Source organism: Xanthomonas sp. 3793 (genome assembly GCF_024806835.1).
GTDB classification, from domain to species: domain Bacteria; phylum Pseudomonadota; class Gammaproteobacteria; order Xanthomonadales; family Xanthomonadaceae; genus Xanthomonas; species Xanthomonas arboricola_F.
In genome coordinates, this window is record NZ_JANTYU010000001.1 from 365,394 (window position 1) to 385,232 (window position 19,839).

At 66.3% G+C, this 19,839-nt stretch carries 12 protein-coding genes; all 12 read left to right on the forward strand.

All coding sequences use genetic code 11. The annotated features are described in order from the left end of the window. The 12 genes from FHY18_RS01575 to FHY18_RS01630 all read left to right on the forward strand — a co-directional run bounded on the left by FHY18_RS01575 (window position 1) and on the right by FHY18_RS01630 (window position 19,752). Window positions 1-783, forward strand: coding sequence for a ParA family protein (locus tag FHY18_RS01575; RefSeq protein WP_010375633.1), 783 nt, complete (start codon window positions 1-3; stop codon window positions 781-783). Further along, window positions 780-2,000, forward strand: a complete 1,221-nt coding sequence (locus FHY18_RS01580) for a chemotaxis protein CheW (protein ID WP_259150346.1) — start codon at window positions 780-782, stop codon at window positions 1,998-2,000. The genes FHY18_RS01575 and FHY18_RS01580 overlap by 4 nt, the downstream gene beginning before the upstream one ends. A gap of 97 nt (window positions 2,001-2,097) precedes the next feature. Then, entirely contained in the window at window positions 2,098-2,406 is a 309-nt protein-coding gene (locus FHY18_RS01585) for an STAS domain-containing protein (protein ID WP_046964533.1), read from the forward strand. After that, window positions 2,403-2,768, forward strand: a complete 366-nt coding sequence (locus FHY18_RS01590; RefSeq protein WP_002806565.1) for a response regulator — start codon at window positions 2,403-2,405, stop codon at window positions 2,766-2,768. Before FHY18_RS01585 ends, FHY18_RS01590 begins: the two co-directional genes overlap by 4 nt. Window positions 2,769-2,801: 33 nt before the next feature. After that, on the forward strand, window positions 2,802-4,808 hold the full coding sequence (locus FHY18_RS01595; protein WP_259150557.1) for a chemotaxis protein CheA: 2,007 nt from the start codon (window positions 2,802-2,804) through the stop codon (window positions 4,806-4,808). A gap of 225 nt (window positions 4,809-5,033) precedes the next feature. Continuing rightward, window positions 5,034-7,301 (forward strand): methyl-accepting chemotaxis protein, encoded by a 2,268-nt coding sequence (locus FHY18_RS01600; protein ID WP_276577105.1) that lies wholly within the window; start codon window positions 5,034-5,036, stop codon window positions 7,299-7,301. Between the two features lie 377 nt (window positions 7,302-7,678). Beyond that, window positions 7,679-9,949 (forward strand): methyl-accepting chemotaxis protein, encoded by a 2,271-nt coding sequence (locus FHY18_RS01605; RefSeq protein ID WP_259150560.1) that lies wholly within the window; start codon window positions 7,679-7,681, stop codon window positions 9,947-9,949. 293 nt (window positions 9,950-10,242) lie between these two features. Then, a complete protein-coding gene (locus FHY18_RS01610) occupies window positions 10,243-10,773 on the forward strand; it encodes a hypothetical protein (RefSeq protein ID WP_259150562.1) in 531 nt (176 codons plus the stop codon). A gap of 298 nt (window positions 10,774-11,071) precedes the next feature. After that, complete coding sequence (locus tag FHY18_RS01615; RefSeq protein ID WP_259150564.1) at window positions 11,072-13,249, forward strand: methyl-accepting chemotaxis protein; 2,178 nt, start codon at window positions 11,072-11,074, stop codon at window positions 13,247-13,249. A 176-nt stretch (window positions 13,250-13,425) separates the two neighbouring features. Further along, entirely contained in the window at window positions 13,426-16,215 is a 2,790-nt protein-coding gene (locus FHY18_RS01620) for a methyl-accepting chemotaxis protein (protein ID WP_259150566.1), read from the forward strand. 413 nt (window positions 16,216-16,628) lie between these two features. Further along, window positions 16,629-17,390 (forward strand): transporter, encoded by a 762-nt coding sequence (locus FHY18_RS01625; RefSeq protein WP_259150568.1) that lies wholly within the window; start codon window positions 16,629-16,631, stop codon window positions 17,388-17,390. A 13-nt stretch (window positions 17,391-17,403) separates the two neighbouring features. Beyond that, the gene (locus FHY18_RS01630; protein ID WP_259150569.1) at window positions 17,404-19,752 is read left to right on the forward strand and encodes a methyl-accepting chemotaxis protein; all 2,349 of its coding nucleotides are present in this window, start codon (window positions 17,404-17,406) and stop codon (window positions 19,750-19,752) included. Window positions 19,753-19,839: the final 87 nt, after the last annotated feature.

Here is a 19,839-nt window from a genome sequence, read left to right on the forward strand (position 1 = left end):
ATGCGTATCTGGGCAATCGCCAACCAAAAGGGCGGCGTGGGCAAGACCACCACGACGCTGGCGTTGGGTCGCGGCTTGGCCGCGCTCGGCCATCGGGTGTTGTTGATCGACCTCGACCCGCACTCCTCGCTCACCCGCGCGTTCGGCGTGGCGGTCGACCCGCCGCCGCGCGGGGTGCTGGACCTGTTCGGCACCCCGCCGAGCGATCTGGCCAGCCTGGCCCACGAAAGCAGCATCCCTGGCCTGTCGTATGTGTGCGCGCAAGCCGCACTGGCCACGCTGGAGCGCCGTAGCGCCAATCAACCCGGCCTGGGCCTGGCATTGCAAAACGCCATGACCCGCCACGCTGGTCAACACGATTACATCCTGCTCGACTGCCCGCCCACGCTTGGCCTGCTGATGATCAACGCGCTGGCTGCCTGCGACCGCGTGGTGGTGCCGACCCAGGCCGAGCCGCTCGCATTGCACGGCCTTGCCAGCATGGTGCGCACCGCCGACATGGTGCAGCGCTCGCGTCGCCGGGAACTGCCGGTGTCGATCCTGCCGACCCTGTTCGACCGCCGCACCCGCGCCGGCAACGAAACGCTCAAGGAAATGCAGACCACCTACGGCCCGGTAGTGTGGGAAGACGCCGTTCCGATGGACACCCGTATCTGCAATGCCGCCGCACTCACCGTCCCCGCGACCGGCGGCGACTATCAGGGCCGCGGCCTGTCCGCCTATCGCCGCGCGCTGGAATGGGTGCTGGCCGATGACGCGATGCGCATGGAGCAAGCCGCATGAGCAACCACACCGCCAACGGTGAGCTGGACGACTATCTGGAAGGCTTGCTGCACGATGCCGGCGTGGAGATTCCCGCCGCCGTCGCCAGCACTCCGGTCGCTGCCCCCCTGCCCGCCGAACCGGCCGCGGCGCTTGCCACGATCGAAGACAGCGACGTCGCTGTTGCCGATGCGCCGGTTGCGGTCGCCGCAACGCCGGAGGTCATTGCCGCCGATCTGCTGGCCGACATGCGTTCGGACCCTGCGCTCGCTGCGCCCGCGATCGCCGCACCGAGCGCTGCCGACATCGCTGCCGACTTCCTTGCCGAAATGGATGCCGACCCCGCCTTCGCGCCGGTCGTCGCCAAGCCCAGCGCCGACGACATCGCTGCCGACTTCCTCGCAGAAATGGACGCCGACCCCGCCTTCGGGCCGCCGGTGGTTGCAGCACCGAGCGCTGCCGACATTGCCGCCGATTTCCTGGCCGAGATGGATGCCGACCCGGCGTTCGCCCCGGCCGCGCCAAGCGCGTTCATGAGCACGGCCGATCTGATGGCCGAAATGGACGCCGACCCCGCCTTCGGCACCGCCTCTTCTGCAGTGGACCTGCTGACCGCCGATCTGCTGGCAGAAATGGATGCCGATCCGGCCTTCGGGCTGGAAGCCGCCCCGGTCGCAGCGCCTGCCCCCACACCTGCCCCGCGTGCAGCGCCGGCCGCCCCGCGCGCCGCACCCGCGCCGGTGTACCCGCAAGGGCTGCAGGCACTGCTTGCCCCCGGTCAGGCCGACAAGATCCATGCCGAGCGCCGCGCCAGCGAACGCAGCACCCGCTGGCTGCGTCTGCGCTGCGGCGAACAGACCTATGCGCTGGAATTGCTCAAGGTGCAGGAAGTGGTCTTGCCGGTGCCGCTGCTGCCGCTGCGTGGCACCGCCAGCGCGATGCTCGGCATCATGAATCTGCGTGGCCAGGTGGTACCGGTGATCGATCTGGGCATCCACCTGGGCTCCTCGCCGGTGGATATGGACCTGCAGACGCGCGTGGTGGTGCTGGAAGAGAACGGCGAAACCATGGGCCTGCGCGTGTCGGCCGTGGAAGACGTCACCAGCCTCACCGACCAGCAGATCGAACCGCCGGACAACGCCCGCCTGTGCCGCATCTCCAACAACCTGTTCCGCGGTGTCGCACGCCTGGGCCATCAACCGATGATCCTGCTCGATGCCACGCACCTGCTGCATTAACGCCGAGCTTGCGCAATCTGGCGTGTCACCGATTCACCGTTAAAGCTTTCCCACCTTCCGCCGTTAGTACGCATAGAACCATCCGTTCGGAGCAACAATGAGCACAGTGACATTGGGTGAGGATCTCGGCATCGAGACCAGCGCCGACCTCAAGCAGAAGCTTGCCGAATTCCTCACCCAGGACGGCGACCTGGTGCTTGATGCCGGTGAAGTCCGGCGTATCCACACCGCCAGTGTGCAGTTGCTCTGCGCCTTCGTGCAGAGTCGCCGCCAGGCCGGTCTGCATACCGAATTCGATGGCTGCAACGACACTTTTAGAGATGCGGCACGTCTGCTCGGCGTCACCGACGCGCTTGGGCTTTCCGCATCCAATGACAACCTGAAATCTGTGGAGAACGCCGCATGAGCGCACGTATCTTGGTGGTGGACGATTCGGCGTCGATGCGCCAGATGGTCTCTTTCGCCCTCACCTCTGCCGGCTTTGCCGTCGAAGAAGCCGAAGACGGCGCCGTTGCGCTGGGCCGCGCGAAGGGCCAGCGCTTCAATGCGGTGGTCACCGACGTGAACATGCCCAACATGGACGGCATCTCGCTGATCCGCGAGCTGCGCCAGCTGCCGGACTACAAGTTCACTCCGATGCTGATGCTGACCACCGAATCGGCGGCCGACAAGAAGTCCGAAGGCAAGGCCGCCGGTGCCACCGGGTGGCTGGTCAAGCCGTTCAATCCGGAACAGCTGATCGCCACCGTGCAGAAAGTTCTCGGTTAATCCTTACTCGCTTCACCATCGGATCTCACGCCCATGAGCATGGACCTGCAACGTTTCCACGCCACCTTTTTCGAGGAAAGCCGTGAAGGGCTCGACGCGATGGAGGCCGGGCTGCTGTCCCTTGAAGAGGGCAACCGCGACCCGGAAATCATCAATTCGGTGTTCCGCGCCGCGCACTCCATCAAGGGTGGCGCAGCCACTTTCGGGTTCGAAGCCGTCGCTGGCCTGACCCACGTGCTGGAGACGCTGCTGGACGAGTTGCGCTCCAACAAGCGCCAGCTCGAACCCAATGCAGTCGATGCCATGCTCGGCTCGGTCGACGTGCTGCGCGCCCTGCTGCGCGAAGCCGAACACGGCACCCCGGCCGACCCGGCCGCGGTCAAGGCCGTGCACACCCGTTTGAACGCGGTGCTCGCGGGCGAAGCGCCGGCCGCCGTGGCGGTCGCTAAGCCGAAGGAAGAAGAACCCGAAGCCTGGCACATCGGCTTCACTCCGGCGCCGTCGCTGTTCATGAGCGGCAACGACCCGCTGCGCATCATCCGCGAGCTCGAACATCTTGGCCCGCTGCAGATTGCCGCACGCCTGGAGCGCATGCCGGGCTTTGAGAACATCGACCCGCTGGAAGCCTATCTGGCGTGGGATCTGGGCCTGATCGGCAAGATTCCGCGCAGCAAGATCGAAGACACCTTTGCCTGGGTAGTGGACGATTGCGAGCTGGACATCCGCCCGATGGCGGTGCCCGGCCCGCCGCCGAGCCTGGCCGTGGAAGCCGCTGTCGCGGCGCCCGTCGCCGTCGCTGCGGCACCTGCCGCTGCTGCCGAACCTGCCGCCGCCGCTGCGACACCGGCCAAGGCCGCCGCCGCAGAAGCGGAAACCTCGATCCGCGTCAGCGTCGACAAGGTCGATGCCCTGATCAATCTGGTCGGCGAGCTGGTGATCACGCAAGCCATGCTCAAGCAGGTCTCCACCGGCCTGGACCCGGCGCACGCCGAACAGCTGTTCGCCGGCCTGGACCTGCTCGAACGCAATACCCGCGATCTGCAGGAAGCGGTCATCGGCGTGCGCATGCTGCCCGTCGATGCGGTGTTCCGCCGCTTCCCGCGCCTGGTGCGCGACCTGTCCAGCCGCCTCGGCAAGCAAGTGCGCCTGCGCACCATCGGCGAAGGCACGGAGCTGGACAAGGGCCTGATCGAAAAGATTGCCGATCCGTTGGTGCACCTGGTGCGCAACTCGATCGACCACGGCCTGGAAATGCCCGATGCGCGTCGCGCCGCCGGCAAGGACGAGACCGGCACGATCACCCTGGCGGCCTCGCACCAGGGCGGTCACATCGTGATCGAAGTCAGCGACGACGGCCGCGGCCTCAATCGCGCCAAGATCCTGGAAAAAGCCGCCGAACGCGGCATCGCCGTGCCGGACAACCCGACCGATGCGCAGGTGTGGGACCTGATCTTCGCGCCGGGCTTCTCCACCGCCGATGCCGTCACCGACCTGTCCGGTCGTGGCGTGGGCATGGACGTGGTCCGCCGCAACATCCAGGGCCTGGGTGGCGAAGTGCAGCTGGAAAGCAACGCCGGCAGCGGTACCCGCGTGTTGATCCGCCTGCCGCTGACCCTGGCCATCCTGGACGGCATGACCGTGTCGGTGGCCGGCGAAACCCTGATCCTGCCGCTGGCCTACGTGCTCGAAGCACTGCAGCCGGCCGCCGAAGACATCCGCTCGATGGCTGGCGACGGCCGCGTGCTGCGGGTGCGCGGCGAGTACCTGCCGATCCTCTCGCTCACCAATTACTACGGCTTCGGCGGGCAGCAATCCTCGCAGGAACCGCTGGTGGTGGTGGTCGAAGGCGACGGCCAGAAGATCGCGCTGGAAGTGGACGAACTGCTCGGCCAGCAGCAGGTCGTGGTCAAGAACATCGAAAACAACTATCGGCGCATCCCCGGCGTCTCCGGCGCCACCATCCTGGGCGATGGCCGTGTGTCGCTGATCGTGGATATCGGTGGACTGGTGCGCTCGCTGCGGGTTCCGCAGGCCGCCTGACGCATCACCGGCAGTTGCGGCACGGACGCCGCGCAGTACAGCTTCAGATGTGATGTTGACCGGCGGCCTGGGGGCCGCCGGTACTTGCAGACCCGCGCGGCATGGCACGACCCGCGGTGTGGATTGGCCCTCGGCCATGTCTGACGTAACGACCGTTTTCGACGTCTGCGTGCTTTCCGGACGTCCACGGTGCCCATTGATCTCTGCACTCAAGAGATGACTCTCATGAACTGGTTCCGCAATCTCGCCGTCGCACGCAAGCTGGCTGTCGCCTTTTCGTTTACCGCACTGATCACCTTGAGCCTTGGCGTGTTCGCGCTGGTGCGCATGCAATCCAGCGCCCACCTGTTACGCGAAATCGGCAATGTCTGGGCGCCGGCGGTGCAGCAGTTGAGCGAAATGCGTGCCCTGCTCGGCGAATTCCGCACCTACGAACTGGCTCAGCTGGCGCATGCCGACGATCCGAAGGCGGTGCAGAATTATTTCGAGCGCATGGACAAGGCGCGCGCCGATATCGATGTCGCACAGAAGGCTTACGCCAAAACCACCACGCCCGGCAAAGAGGCCGAGCTGTACGACGCGGTCAAGCTGAAACTGGCCGAGTACTACAACGCCAATGCAGCACTCGGCGCCGCCCTGCGCGCCGGCGATCTGGTCACCGCCAACACCGTCTCCGACGAACGATCGCGCCCGGCGCGGCGCGACCTGTTTGCCAAGCTCGTCGAGCTGACCAAGTTCAACAGCGCACACATGGACAGCGAAATCGCAAAGGCCGAAGCGACTTACCAGCGCTCGGTGCAGGTGATGATCGCGGCAATGAGCTCGGCGGTACTGCTGGCCGCTTTCGCAGGCTGGTTCATCGCACGCAGCATCGCCGGCCCGCTGGGCCGCGCGACGCGGGTGGCCGGCGCCATCGCGCAAGGCAAGCTGGATAACGCCATCCATGTCGATAGCCGCGACGAGGCCGGGCAGCTGCTGCAGAGCATGCAAGGCATGCAGCGACAACTGCAGGCCGTGCTCGCGGCGCAGTCGGAAATGGCCCAGCGCCACGATGCCGGCGAAATCAGCTACCGCATGGATCAGACCGCGTTTCCGGGCGAGTACGGCACCATGGTGCACGACACCAACAGCCTGGTCGGCTCGCATATCGCGGTAAAGCTGAAGCTGGCCCAGATCATGTCGCGCTATGCGATCGGCGACATGAGCCAGGACATGGATCGCCTGCCCGGCGAGAAGGCCGTGCTCAGCGACACCATGGACACGGTCAAGCGCAATCTCTCGGCGATGAACAGCGAGATCAAGACGCTGGCGCAGGCCGCGGCCAATGGCGACTTCAGCGTGCGCGGCGATGCGCAGCGCTTCCAGTACGACTTCCACGCCATGGTGGACAGCCTCAATCAACTGATGGCCACCGCCGATGCCAACCTTGCCTCCCTGTCGAAGGTATTGCAGGCCATTGCGGCCGGCGATCTGAGCGAGCGCATGCACGGCCAGTTCCATGGCGTGTTCGCACAGATGCGCGACGACGCCAACGCCACCACCGAACAGCTGTCCAGTATTGTCGGGCGTATCCAGCACGCCACCACCTCGATCAATTCGGCGGCCAGCGAGATCGCCGCCGGCAACCAGGACCTGTCGCAGCGTACCGAGCAGCAGGCGGCCAATCTGGAGGAAACCGCCGCCTCGATGGAAGAACTGACCTCCACCGTCAAGCAGAATGCCGAGCATGCGCGCCAGGCCAATCAGCTCGCCATCGGCGCGGCCAATGTGGCCTCGCAGGGCGGCGCAGTGGTGTCGCAGGTGGTCACCACCATGTCCGGCATCGAGGTCTCATCCAAGAAGATCGCCGAGATCATCTCGGTCATCGACGGCATCGCCTTCCAGACCAATATCCTGGCCTTGAACGCCGCAGTGGAAGCCGCACGTGCCGGCGAGCAAGGCCGCGGCTTTGCGGTGGTGGCCTCGGAAGTGCGCACGCTGGCGCAGCGCTCGGCCGGTGCCGCAAAAGAGATCAAGCACCTGATCGACGACTCGGTCGGCAAGGTGGCCGAAGGCTCGCTGCTGGTGGACCAGGCCGGCAAGACCATGGCCGAGATCGTGGCCAGCGTGAAGCGGGTCACCGACATCATGGGCGAGATTTCTGCGGCGTCTCAGGAGCAGTCGGCCGGCATCGAGCAGGTCAACCTCACCGTGACGCAGATGGACGAAGCCACCCAGCAGAACGCTGCGCTGGTGGAAGAAGCCACCGCTGCAGCGCGTGCGATGGAGGACCAGGCCGGCCAGCTGTCCGACGCGGTGGCGATCTTCAAACTGCAGCCCACCGCAGCAACGACGACGGCAACGGCGCGCCCCGCCCCGACAGCGCCCAAGCCGCTCAAGACGCCTGCGACCAAGCGCACTGCCGCCAAGGCTGCGGCGGGCAAGCCGCAAGCCGCGGCACGCCCTGCACTGGCAACCGCTTCCGGTAGCGACACCAGCTGGCACGAGTTCTGAGGCCCTGCGCAACATCGGCTGCGGTGACGCGGTCTGCACCCCCAAGCCCTGGCAGCGATGCCGGGGCTTGTGCGTTTGCGTGAGGCGGGTTGTGGTTGCGCGCCTCCAGAGTGGCGGCACGCGTTTGTCGTCCTGGCCACTCCGCAGCACAGAGCCTCCCGGCGTCGATCGCAATCCACGCCGGGGAATGGCCTGCAAACCAGCCCGCCTATGTCATCCGGTTGCACCGGCCAGCCGCAACGCGCATCGCGCCAACCCAGCGTGGTTGCGCCGATCGCGCTGAACGCAAGCGTGCAAGGCAAGGGCGAAAGGCTCAAGAAACCCGCCGAGCGAACGCTACCGGTGTACCTCTTTCCCACCCTCCCCTAGAGAACACCATGACATTCCTGCACTCCCTGACCGTCGGGCGACGCCTGGCGTTGGCATTCGCGTTGCTGATCGTTTTGTTGGCCGGCTCCACCACCCTGGCGCTGTACGAATTCAAGACCGTCAAACAGCAGGTCTCGATCATCATCGAGGTCAACAACCGTAAGGCTGCGCTGCTCAACCAGATGCGCGAAAGCAACATGCTCGGCGAACGCTACCTGCGCGACTTCATGCTGGCCACCCCGCAACAACGGTCCGCCGTCGATGCCCAGCTCAAGGACAACCGCGCGCATTACGCACAACTCTGGGCCGCGCTGCAGCAGCTGCCAACCAACGCCGACGGCATGCGCGCGCGCCAGGCCATCCAGGACAGCCTCACCGCGGCCCGTGCCACCAACAACCGTCTGCTCGGCATGGTGCGCGATGGCGATCTCGACGGCGCCAAGCAGCTGTTGAACGGCCAGGCGCAGCCCTTGCTGCAACGACGTTCCAAGGCGATCGCCGCCGCGGTGGAATTGCAGAACCGGCAGAACGCCGCTGGTGCGGACACGATCCTGAGCAGCGTGGCGCTGGCCAATCGCGCCCTGATCGCTTTCGGTCTGTTGTCGGCCGGCCTGGCCGCTGCACTGGCGTGGCTGATTTCGCGCAGCCTGGTACGCCCGCTGAAACAGGCCACGCAGGTGGCCGAGGCGATCGCGCACGGCAAGCTCGATAACCCGATCGGCCCGCAGCCGGGCGACGAGCCTGGCCAGTTGCTGACCAGCATGCGCGGCATGCAGGATCAGCTCAAGGCGGTGGCCGCCGCGCAGCAGGACATGGCACGCCGGCACGACGCCGGCCAGATCAGCTTCCGCATGGATCAGGCCGCGTTTCCTGGCGAATACGGCAGCATGGTGCGCGACACCAATGCGCTGGTCGCATCGCATATCGAAGTGAAGATGAAGCTGGCGCAGATCATGTCGCGCTACGCCATCGGCGACCTGAGCCAGGACATGGACCGCCTGCCCGGCGAGAAGGCCGTGCTCAGCGACACCATGGATGCGGTCAAGCGCAACCTCTCGGCGATGAACGGCCAGATCCAGTTGCTGGCGCAGGCCGCCGCGCATGGCGACTTCAGCGTGCGCGGCGATACGCAGCGGTTTCAGCATGACTTTCTGGCGATGGTGGAAAGCCTCAACCAGTTGATGGCCACCGCCGATGGCAACCTCGGTGCGTTGTCCGGGGTGCTGCAGGCCATTGCTGCCGGCGACTTGACCGAGCGCATGCACGGCCAGTTCCATGGCGTGTTTGCGCAGATGCGCGACAACGCCAATGCCACCACCGAGCAGTTGTCCGGCATTGTCGGGCGCATCCAGCTGGCCACCAGCGCAATCAACACCGCTGCCGGCGAAATCGCTGCCGGCAACAACGACCTGTCGCAGCGTACCGAGCAGCAAGCGGCCAGCCTGGAAGAAACCGCCGCCTCGATGGAGGAACTCACCTCCACCGTCAAGCAGAACGCCGAAGGCGCACGCCAGGCCAACCAGCTCGCCATCGGCGCCGCCAACGTGGCCTCGCAGGGTGGCGAGGTGGTCAGCAAGGTCGTCGCCACCATGGCCGATATCCAGGCCTCGTCGAAGAAGATCGCCGACATCATCAGCGTCATCGACGGCATCGCCTTCCAGACCAACATCCTGGCCTTGAACGCGGCGGTGGAAGCGGCGCGTGCCGGCGATCAGGGCCGCGGCTTTGCGGTGGTGGCCAGCGAAGTGCGCACCCTGGCGCAACGCTCGGCCGGCGCAGCGAAGGAGATCAAGGAGTTGATCGACGACTCGGTGGGCAAGGTCGCCGAGGGCTCGCTGCTGGTGGACCAGGCCGGCACCACCATGACCGAGATCGTGGCCAGCGTGCAGCGCGTCACCGACATCATGGGCGAGATCTCCGCTGCCTCGCAGGAGCAGTCGGCCGGTATCGAGCAGGTCAACCTCACCGTGACGCAGATGGACCAGGCCACCCAGCAGAACGCTGCGCTGGTGGAAGAAGCCACCGCTGCAGCGCGTGCGATGGAGGACCAGGCCGGCCAGTTGTCCGATGCAGTGGCGATCTTCAAGATCCACCCCGGCACGACGCAGCCGACAGCGACGCCCCGCCCTGCCCCGCAGCGGCTGGCAAGCGTCGCCTCGACGCGGTCGCCCCGCCCCCGTGGCCCTGCGAAAGCGAAGCCGGCAATCACGCCCGTCCCCGGCTTGCGCCCGGCCCTGGCAACCACCGCCGACAGCCAGGCGAACTGGCGCGAGTTCTAAGCGCACGGCTACCTCCCAGCTCCCGCTGGGAGGTAGCTTCGGGTGCCGGTGGCGCTAGGCGTCACCGCGCCAGTCGTCCTCCGTCCGCCTCCCGGCGCCCCGACGCCCCGGCCAGCCGCCGGGGCGTTGTGCTGTGCGGATGCCATCGGCCGGCATCACCGGCTGGTTCACCAGGCCAACGATTCACCCACCCGGGTCGCCGTTGGTCGAAAGGTGATCAAGCGCAAGCTTCCGCGGCCGATACACATGGCAATGAGGGCGCCAGCGCCCGCGCCATGTCGAAGGACGTCCGCATGCATACCGCCAACTCCATCCGCTCTGCCCGCAACATGCTGGGCGCCGTGTTCGCCGTGGCCATGCTGGCAGCGAGCGTGTCGTTGCCGCCCTCGTTTGCCGCACCGGCTGCACCGGTGTCGGTGCTGCTGGACAGCGTGCCGGTGAGCGCATTGCAGTCGCTGGCGATCGATCTGGTGCAATTGCGCGAGGACCAGCGTGCACAGCTTGCCGCAGCGCACGACGCGGCCCGTGTGCAGGCCTATGACGAGCGCATGGGCAATCTGCGTCAACGCATCGCCCGGCATGCCGGATACTTCCAGGCCAGCGCTCCGCAAGGCGAGCAGGCGCGCCAGTTTGCAGTGGTGCAGCAGCGGCTGGGCCAGTATCTGGAGCAACAGCGTCTGGCCAATCGTGCCCTGCATGCCGGCGACCTGTACCAGGCGCAAGCGTTCTCGCTCGGCCAGCCCGGCGATACCCACCAGGTGCTCTGGACCGAGCTGCAGAACCTGCAGGCATCGGTGGCCAAGGTCGAGACGCCGCAGCGCTAGGCGCGCCTTCCAGCCGGTGCCGGTCGGTCGCGGTGCGGCCATCGCCACACCCCCTGCAACACGCCACGCCGCTTCACGTGATCCGCCTCGCGGTTCATGCGTAGCCTGCCGCGTGCCGGTTTACCGCGTGCAGGCGTCAGCCGATGGCGCTGTGGCGATGCCTGCGACAGCGTGCCTGCGGACGTCGTTACATGGCACGCGGCGCCAGTACAACTGACGTCTCGCCACGCTCAACATTTCTATTACCGGGTCGCTATTCGACTTATCCCGGTCACCATCCTCTCGCTGGATACCTGTCATGACGTTCAAGAGCTCGCTCGCAAAGACGTTGGCCAATGTGCCGCTGAAACGCAAATTCTTCGCCCAGACGGCGCTCGTTGCGTTGGGCATCATCATCCTGGCCGTCGTCGCGGCACGCATGCAGTACGTCGATCTCACCGATACGCGGCGCGATGGGCTCAAGAGCCAGATCGAAATGGCGATGGCGGTGGTCAACGGCTACGCCGAGCGTGCCGACAAGGGCGAGATGGATGTGGCGACTGCAAAGAGCAGAGCGCTGGCCACCTTGTCGACCATGCGCGCACGCGGTGGCGTGGACTACATCTACGTCACCGACCAGGCGCCGGTGATGCTGATGCACCCCACCCGCCCGGACCTCAACGGCAAGCCGTTGACCGACGTGCTCAGCCCGGACGGCAAGCGTATCTTCCCGGCATTCGTGACCGCCGCGCAGGCCGGCGGCGGCTACGTCGATTACACCTGGGCCAAGCCCGGACAGAAAGACCCGGTGCAGAAGACCTCGTACGCGGCGCTGTACAAGCCGTGGGGCTGGGTGATCGGCACCGGCGTGTATCTGGACGACACCCAGTCGCAGGCGCTGGCGTTCACCGGCGTGGTGACCCTGGCCGGCGGCGTGCTGGTGCTGATCAACCTGTTGGTCGGTTGGCTGATCGGCAACTCGATCCTGGAGCCGGTGGCGCGCGCCCTGGCGGCGATCAAGGGCGTGGCACGTGGCGATCTGAGCGTGCGCACTGCCGAGCATGGCAACGATGAAATCGGCCAGATGCTCAAGGCCACCGACGAGATGGTGCACACCCTGGAGCGCTTCTCCGCGCAGACCAAGGTGATGATGCACATGCATGCCGGCGAGGACGTCACCCACCGCATGCCGAACGATTTCCCCGGTGTCTATGGCGAATTGGCCACCGGCATCAACACCATGATCTTCGAGCACCTGGACGCCATCGTCGATGCCATCGGCATCCTCAACGAATACGCCCAGGGCGACCTGTCGCGCGATGCGGTGCGCCTGCCCGGCACCCGGGCGGTGCTTCACGAAGCGATGGATGCGGCCAAGGCCAGCCTGCTGGCCATCAACACCGAGATCAAGCGCCTGGCGCAGGCGGCGGCCAATGGCGACTTCAGCCAGCGTGGCGATGCCGCGCGCTTCAAGCACGATTCGGCACGCATGATCAACGATCTCAACGCGATGATGGAGGTCAGCGACCGCAATCTGGGCAAGCTGTCCGAGCTGCTGGCGGCACTGGCCGAAGGCGACCTGACTGCACGCATGGACGGGCAATTCCATGGCGTGTTCGCACGCATGCGTGACGATGCCAACACCACGGCCACGCAGCTGGCCGGCATCGTCGGGCGTATCCAGCAGGCGGCCGGTTCCATCACCGGCTCGGCCAGCGAAATCGCCGCCGGCAACAACGATCTGTCGCAGCGCACCGAACAACAGGCGGCCAATCTGGAAGAAACCGCCGCCTCGATGGAAGAGCTCACCTCCACCGTCAAACAGAACGCCGAGAGCGCGCGTCAGGCCAACCAGTTGGCGATCGGCGCCGCCAGCGTCGCCTCGCAGGGCGGCCAGGTCGTGAGCCAGGTGGTGGATACCATGTCCGGCATCCAGACCTCGTCCAGGAAGATCGCCGAGATCATTTCCGTCATCGACGGCATCGCCTTCCAGACCAACATCCTGGCCTTGAATGCCGCGGTGGAAGCGGCACGCGCCGGCGAGCAGGGCCGCGGTTTTGCAGTGGTCGCCTCGGAAGTGCGTACGCTGGCGCAGCGGTCGGCCGGTGCGGCCAAGGAGATCAAGCACCTGATCGACGACTCGGTCGGCAAGGTGGCGCAGGGGTCGGCCTTGGTGGATCAGGCCGGCAAGACCATGGCCGACATCGTGTCCTCGGTGCAGCGCGTCACCGACATCATGAGCGAGATCTCCGCCGCCTCGCAGGAACAGTCGGCCGGCATCGAGCAGGTCAATCTCACCGTCACCCAGATGGACGAGAGTACCCAGCAGAACGCCGCGCTGGTGGAAGAAGCCACCGCTGCCGCCAACGCGATGCAGCAGCAGGCGCAGCAACTGGACGATGCGGTGTCGATCTTCCGGGTGGTGGCCGCATCGCCCGCACAGCTCGGCAGTGCAGGCGCACGCGCGCCCAAGCGCGTTGCAATGGCCGCCTACTGAGCGCGGCTCACCACACTACCGTGCGGTCGCAAGGCCGCCACGGTGCTCACGGATGCAGTGCGCGGGTGGCCCATGCCGCCCGCACCTGGCTCACCGCCGCCTGGTGAGTGTGTTGGTCGTTCTACCTGCACTGCCCCGCTTCAGCGGGCTCCTCCCTTCCCTTTGCAGCCATGTCCATGACCTCGCTCCCCTCGCACTCACGTTTCGGCGGCCGCCTTGCGTACCGGCTGATGTTCGGCACCGCGGTCATCGCCTCGCTGTGCTTCGGATTGACCGCGGCCATCACCTATTGGCAGAGCAGCGGTGCGCTGAGCACCTCTGCCCAGGCCACGATGCAGAATGCCGCGCGCTACCAGGCCGAGCAGATCGGCAGCGAACTTGGGCAGGCACTGACCACCGGTCAGTCGCTGGCCACCAGCTTGCTGGTGCAACGCGCCAACGGCGGCATCAGCCGCGATACCGCCGCTGCGGTGATCCACGACCAGTTGCAGGATCATCCCGAGTGGGTCGGCATGGGCACGCTGTGGGAGACGCAGGCCTTCGATGGCAAGGACAGCGACTTCGCCAACGCCAAGGGCCACGATGCCAGCGGCCGCTTCATGACGTACTGGGGACGCGACGGCCAGACGCTGGTGCGCGAGCCGCTCACCGATTACGAAACTCCCGGCCTTGGCGACTGGAATCTCAAGCCGCGCGCGCTGCTGCGGCAAACCGTTGCCGAACCCTACGACTACAAGATCGGCGGCAAGACCGTGCTGATGACCACCTTGTCCACCCCGATCCTGCAGGACGGCAAGTATCTGGGCGCGGTGACGGTGGACGTGGCATTGGCAGCCCTGCAGCAGCGCCTGGGTGCGCTGCGTCCGATGGACAGCGGATATGTCGAACTGCTGTCGCCCGCCGGGGTGGTGCTGTCATCGCGCGATAGCGCACGCATCGGCAAGCCGGTCACCGACGCGCGCCACCGCGCCATGCTCGAAGCGATCAAGGCCGGCAAGGATTCGGTGGATTTCAGTCCCGATGCCAACGGCATGGTGAGTGCGTATGTGCCCCTGCAGATCGGCAAGGCGCAGGAGCGGTTTGCGCTGGGCGTGGTGGTGCCGTATGCGGCCATCATGCAGCAGGCGCATCGCTTGCTGTGGACGATCCTGTTGGTGGGCCTGGCCTCGGCGGTGGTGCTCAGCGGTGCGTTGTTCCTGCTGCTGCGTCGCCAGGTGGTGCGCCCGCTGGAATCGGCGGTCGGCGTGGCCGATGCGATCGCGTCGGGCAAGCTCGATAACCACATCACCGTGCAACGTCGGGACGAAGTTGGCCGGCTGATGGGCGCCATGCAGCGCATGCAGGATGACCTGCGTGCGCGGATCGACCGCGACACCGCCATCGCCAACGAAAACCTGCGCATCCGCACCGCGCTGGAACACTCCGAGATGGAGGTGTTGCTGGCCGACGAACAGCACAACGCAGTGTTCGTCACCGAAGCGCTGCACACCTCGCTCAAGCACGGCGAACCCGCTTTCCATGCCAAGGGCCAGGCCGGCTTCAGTGCCGATGCGGTGGTCGGCAGGCCGCTGGACTACGTGTTCGGTACCGATAGCGACGGCAAGGCGCGCATGCAGCGGCTGCAGCAATTGCAGTCCACCACGCTGGAGCGCTACGCCTTCGGTCCGGTGACCCTGGATCTGACCATGACCCCGCTGTACGCGGCCGATGGTCGTCGCAGCGGCAGCATGCTGCTGTGGCGCAATGTCAGTGCCGAAGTCAGCACGCAGAAGGAAGTGGCCGCACTGGTGCAATCGGCGTTGATGGGCGACTTCAGCCAGCGGCTGGCGCTGGACGACAAACACGGGTTCTATCTGGAGTTCGGCCGCCAGCTCAACGGATTGCTGGAAACCACCTCGCAAGGCCTGGAGCGTATTTCCAGCCTGCTCAGCGCGCTGGCCGAAGGCGACCTCAGCGTGCGCATGAATGGGCAGTTCGCCGGCGTGTTCGCACGCATGCGCGACGACGCCAACGCCACCGTGGCGCAGCTCACCGGCATTGTCTCCGGTATCCAGACCTCGGCCACCCAGATCAATGCGGCTGCCAGCGAGATCGCTGCGGGCAACAACGACCTGTCGCAGCGCACCGAACAACAGGCGGCCAATCTGGAAGAAACCGCCGCTTCGATGGAAGAACTCACGTCAACCGTCAAGCAAAACGCCGAACACGCGCGCCAGGCCAACCAGCTGGCGATCGGCGCTGCCGATGTCGCCTCGCATGGCGGCGCGGTGGTGGCCCAGGTCGTCACCACCATGTCCGGCATCGAGACCTCGTCCAAGAAGATCGCCGAAATCATCAGCGTCATCGACGGCATCGCCTTCCAGACCAACATCCTGGCGTTGAACGCCGCAGTGGAAGCCGCACGTGCCGGCGAGCAAGGCCGCGGTTTTGCGGTGGTGGCCTCGGAGGTGCGCACCCTGGCGCAACGGTCTGCCGGTGCGGCCAAGGAGATCAAGCACCTGATCGACGACTCGGTCAGCAAGGTGGCGCAAGGCTCGTCGCTGGTGCATCAAGCCGGCACCACCATGAGCGAGATCGTTGCCAGCGTACAGCGCGTCACCGACATCATGGGCGAGATCTCCGCTGCGTCGCAGGAGCAATCAGCCGGTATCGAGCAGGTCAACCTCACCGTCACCCAGATGGACGAGGCCACCCAGCAGAACGCCGCGCTGGTGGAAGAAGCCACCGCTGCCGCGCGCGCGATGGAAGAACAGGCCGGCCAGCTCACCGAGGCGGTCGCCGTGTTCAAACTCAGCCATCCGGCTGCACCGGCAAGCGCAGCGCCTGCAACCAAGCCGCTCGTCCGTGCGCTGCCCTCGTCCAGGCGCGCACCCGCCGGCAGCACGCGCATCGCCGCACCTGCGCGCCATTCGGTCAAGCCATCGGGCAACACTGCCGGCAACGACAGCCAGTGGCAGGATTTCTGATCCACGCGTGATGCAGTGACGGCGCCTGTGCCAGGCGCCGTCTTGCCTGCAGTCGATCCTGATCGTCGCAGCTGGCGCGCGCCGTGCGGGCATGCACCTGGTGCCTGCTCGCGACGTCCTGCGGACGCTCCAGCCTGCGACACCGATCCGCTGCAACGACAACACGCACGCACGGACACTGGGCGCCACGCAGACGCAAGTCTAGCTATCGCTCCTGCACTGCATGCGCGCCCTGCCCCTTGACTGCTCCACCCATCGGCAATGCTTAAAGATTTATCTGGCGTTGCCGTTAGCCAGGGTGACAACGGCTGCCTGTGCCCCACCGCAACAGCCGCTCAACCACCGCATGCGCGCAGGTGCCCACCGCACGCGCAGCCGCATGCGTCCGAGATTCGATCATTGCAGGGGTTGCCATGAAGTCGTCCGTTCTCGCCAGCTGTCTTGCGCTGTTGTGCGTCGCTGGCCATGCCTGCGCCGAAGACCCCATCGCCACCGATCGCCCCGACTTCGTCGAGTCCAGCCTTACCGTCGGCCACCAGCGGCTACAGGTGGAAACCAGCGCCGCGTGGGAGCGCGATGCGTCGGTCGACGGGTATTCCACGCCGACGCTGTTCCGCTACGGGCTCGGCCAGACCTGGGAACTGCGGCTGGAAACCGATGGCTGGCAACACATCGACCTGCCGGGCGAATCCAGCGTCAGCGGCATGTCCGACGTCTCGCTCGGCATCAAGCACCATCTGGCCAGCTCCGACAGTGGCAAGACCTCGCTGGCCTGGCTGCTGCACGTGGATCTGCCCAGCGGCGCACAGGCCCTGCGCGGCCACGGTGCACGCCCCTCGTTCCGGCTGGTGGCCGAATGGGAGCTCAGCGACAGCATCTCTGCCGGCGTGATGCCCGGGGTGATCTGGGACGACGACGGCGACGGACATCGCTACACCGCAGGCATCCTGGGCGCGGTGCTCGGCAAAGCCTGGAACGACCGCGTGCGCTCCTTCGTCGAAGTGGCATTGCCGCAGATCGCCAAGAGCGACGATGGCGGCAGCGTGGCCCTGCTCGATGTCGGCTCGGCCTGGCTGCTCAGCAACGACGTGCAACTGGATGCGGTGTACAGCCGCGGCCTCAACGACCGCTCGCCCGACCACGCCGTCGGCGTCGGTCTGTCTTTCCGCTTCTGATACGGGCTGCGCAATGAAGATCATGCATATGTTGGGCGTGCTGGTGCTGGTCGCCGCGTTGGCGCTGCTCGCCCTGGGCGGTGTCGGCTACAACGGTCAGCGCGGGCTGCTGGATGCCATCACCGCGCAGGTCATCTCCTCCGATGCACTGCGCAACCACATGCAGGCCGACATGATGCACGACGCCTTGCGCGGCGACGTCACTGCCGGGCTGCTCGCCGCATCGCGCCAGGACGACGCCGGCATCGCCGCCGCGCGCGCATCGCTGGGCGAACATGCCGGCGAATTCCGCGAGGCGGTGCAAGCCAACCGCAAGCTCCCGCTGGACCCTGCATTGCGCAGCGAGCTGGAAGCGGTGGCGCCCACGTTGCAGGCCTACATCGCCTCTGCCGAGCAGGTCATGGCGCTGGCCGAAACGCATGCCGACAGCGCTGCGGCGTACCGCGACTTCACCGACAAGTTCGGCCAGCTCGAAACCCGCATGGGGACGATCAGCGAGCGCATCCTGTCCTTGAACGAGGCCAACCGCAGCCAGGCCGAGCAATACAGCCACCGTGTGATGTGGCAGCAAGGCGGCGCCGTCGTGCTTGCATTCGTCTGCCTGGCGCTGGCCGCCGGCTGGATCCTGCGTTCGGTGTTCGGCCTGCTTGGCGGCGAACCGCAACTGGCCATGGCCGCTGCACAGCACATTGCGCAAGGCCGCCTGGACCAGCCGATCCCGGTTGCCGCAAAACACGCGCACAGCCTGATGGCGGCACTGTCGCGCATGCAGCGCGACCTGCGCGAACGCCTGGAGCGCGAGCGCAGCATCGCCGCAGAAAACCTGCGCATCCGCACCGCCCTCGATAACGCCTCCACCGGCATGTACATCGCCGACCCGGACCTGACCATCATCTACAGCAACACCGCGCTGCAGTCCTTGCTGCACACCTATGCGGACGATATCCAGGCCTGCGCACCGGCGTTCAATCGCACGGCCGACCTGGTCGGGCAACCGGTCTCGCTGCTGGAAGTGGGTAACGCGCAGGACGCGGAAATCTACCAGCGCCTGGACCGCCAGGGCGCCGCGCAACGCGAAGTGCGCTACCGCGCCACCTGCATTACGCAAAACGTGTCGGCGATCCGCGACGAGCGCGGCGCGCATCTGGGCTTTGTCTGCGAATGGCGCGACCGCACCGTCGAAGCGCGGGTGGAACTGGACGTGGCCGATGTCGTGCGCAGCGCTGCGGCAGGCGACCTGTCCAAGCGCATCGACAGCAGCGGCAAGCAGGGCTTTTTCCTGCAACTGGCGCAACAGCTCAATGCCCTGCTCGACGCCAATGCGGTGAGCATCGCCGAGGTGTCGCGGCTGCTGAGCGCGCTGGCCGAGGGCGACCTGAGCGCACGCATGCACGGCGATTTACACGGTGTATTCGCCACCATGCGCGACGACGCCAATACCACCGCACAAGCGCTGGCGCAGGTGATCGGACGCATCCAGCAGGCCGCCGGCAGCATCCATACCGCCTCCAGCGAGATCGCCGCCGGCAATAGCGACCTGTCGCAGCGCACCGAACAACAGGCCGCCAATCTCGAAGAAACCGCCGCCTCGATGGAAGAGCTCACCTCCACCGTCAAGCAAAACGCCGAGAGCGCGCGTCAGGCCAATCAGTTTGCCATCGGTGCGGCCGGCGTCGCCTCGCAGGGCGGCGCGGTGGTGGCCCAGGTGGTCACCACCATGTCCGGCATCGAAACCTCATCGAAGAAAATCGCAGAGATCATCAGCGTCATCGACGGCATCGCCTTCCAGACCAATATCCTGGCCTTGAACGCAGCGGTGGAAGCGGCGCGTGCCGGCGAGCAAGGCCGCGGCTTTGCCGTGGTGGCCTCGGAAGTGCGTACCCTGGCGCAGCGCTCGGCCGCTGCGGCGAAGGAGATCAAGCATCTCATCGACGATTCGGTCGGCAAGGTCGCCGAGGGCTCGCAGCTGGTCCACCAGGCGGGCACCACCATGGCCGACATCGTCGCCAGCGTGCAGCGCGTGACCGACATCATGGGCGAGATTGCGGCGGCCTCGCAGGAACAATCGTCCGGCATCGAGCAGGTCAATCGCACCATCACCCAGATGGATGAGGCCACCCAGCAGAACGCCGCGTTGGTGGAGGAAGCCACGGCGGCAGCACGCACGATGGAAGATCAGGCCGGACAACTGGCGCAGGCGGTCGCACGCTTCACGCTTGCCGATGCGCCCCGTGTCGCCGCGTTGGCAGGCCCGGCCAGGCCGACGTCCATCGCGCCCAAACCGGCAGTCTCCACACGCCGTGCAGCGGCCATCGCACCCACGGTCGCGCCCGGTAACGATAGCCAGTGGCAGGACTTTTAAGCGGTATCTGCAGCGCCGCAACGACGGCTTTGGATGCTGTCGTTGGGCGAACGATAGTGGACGATCTTCGTGTTTTCCAGGTAAACC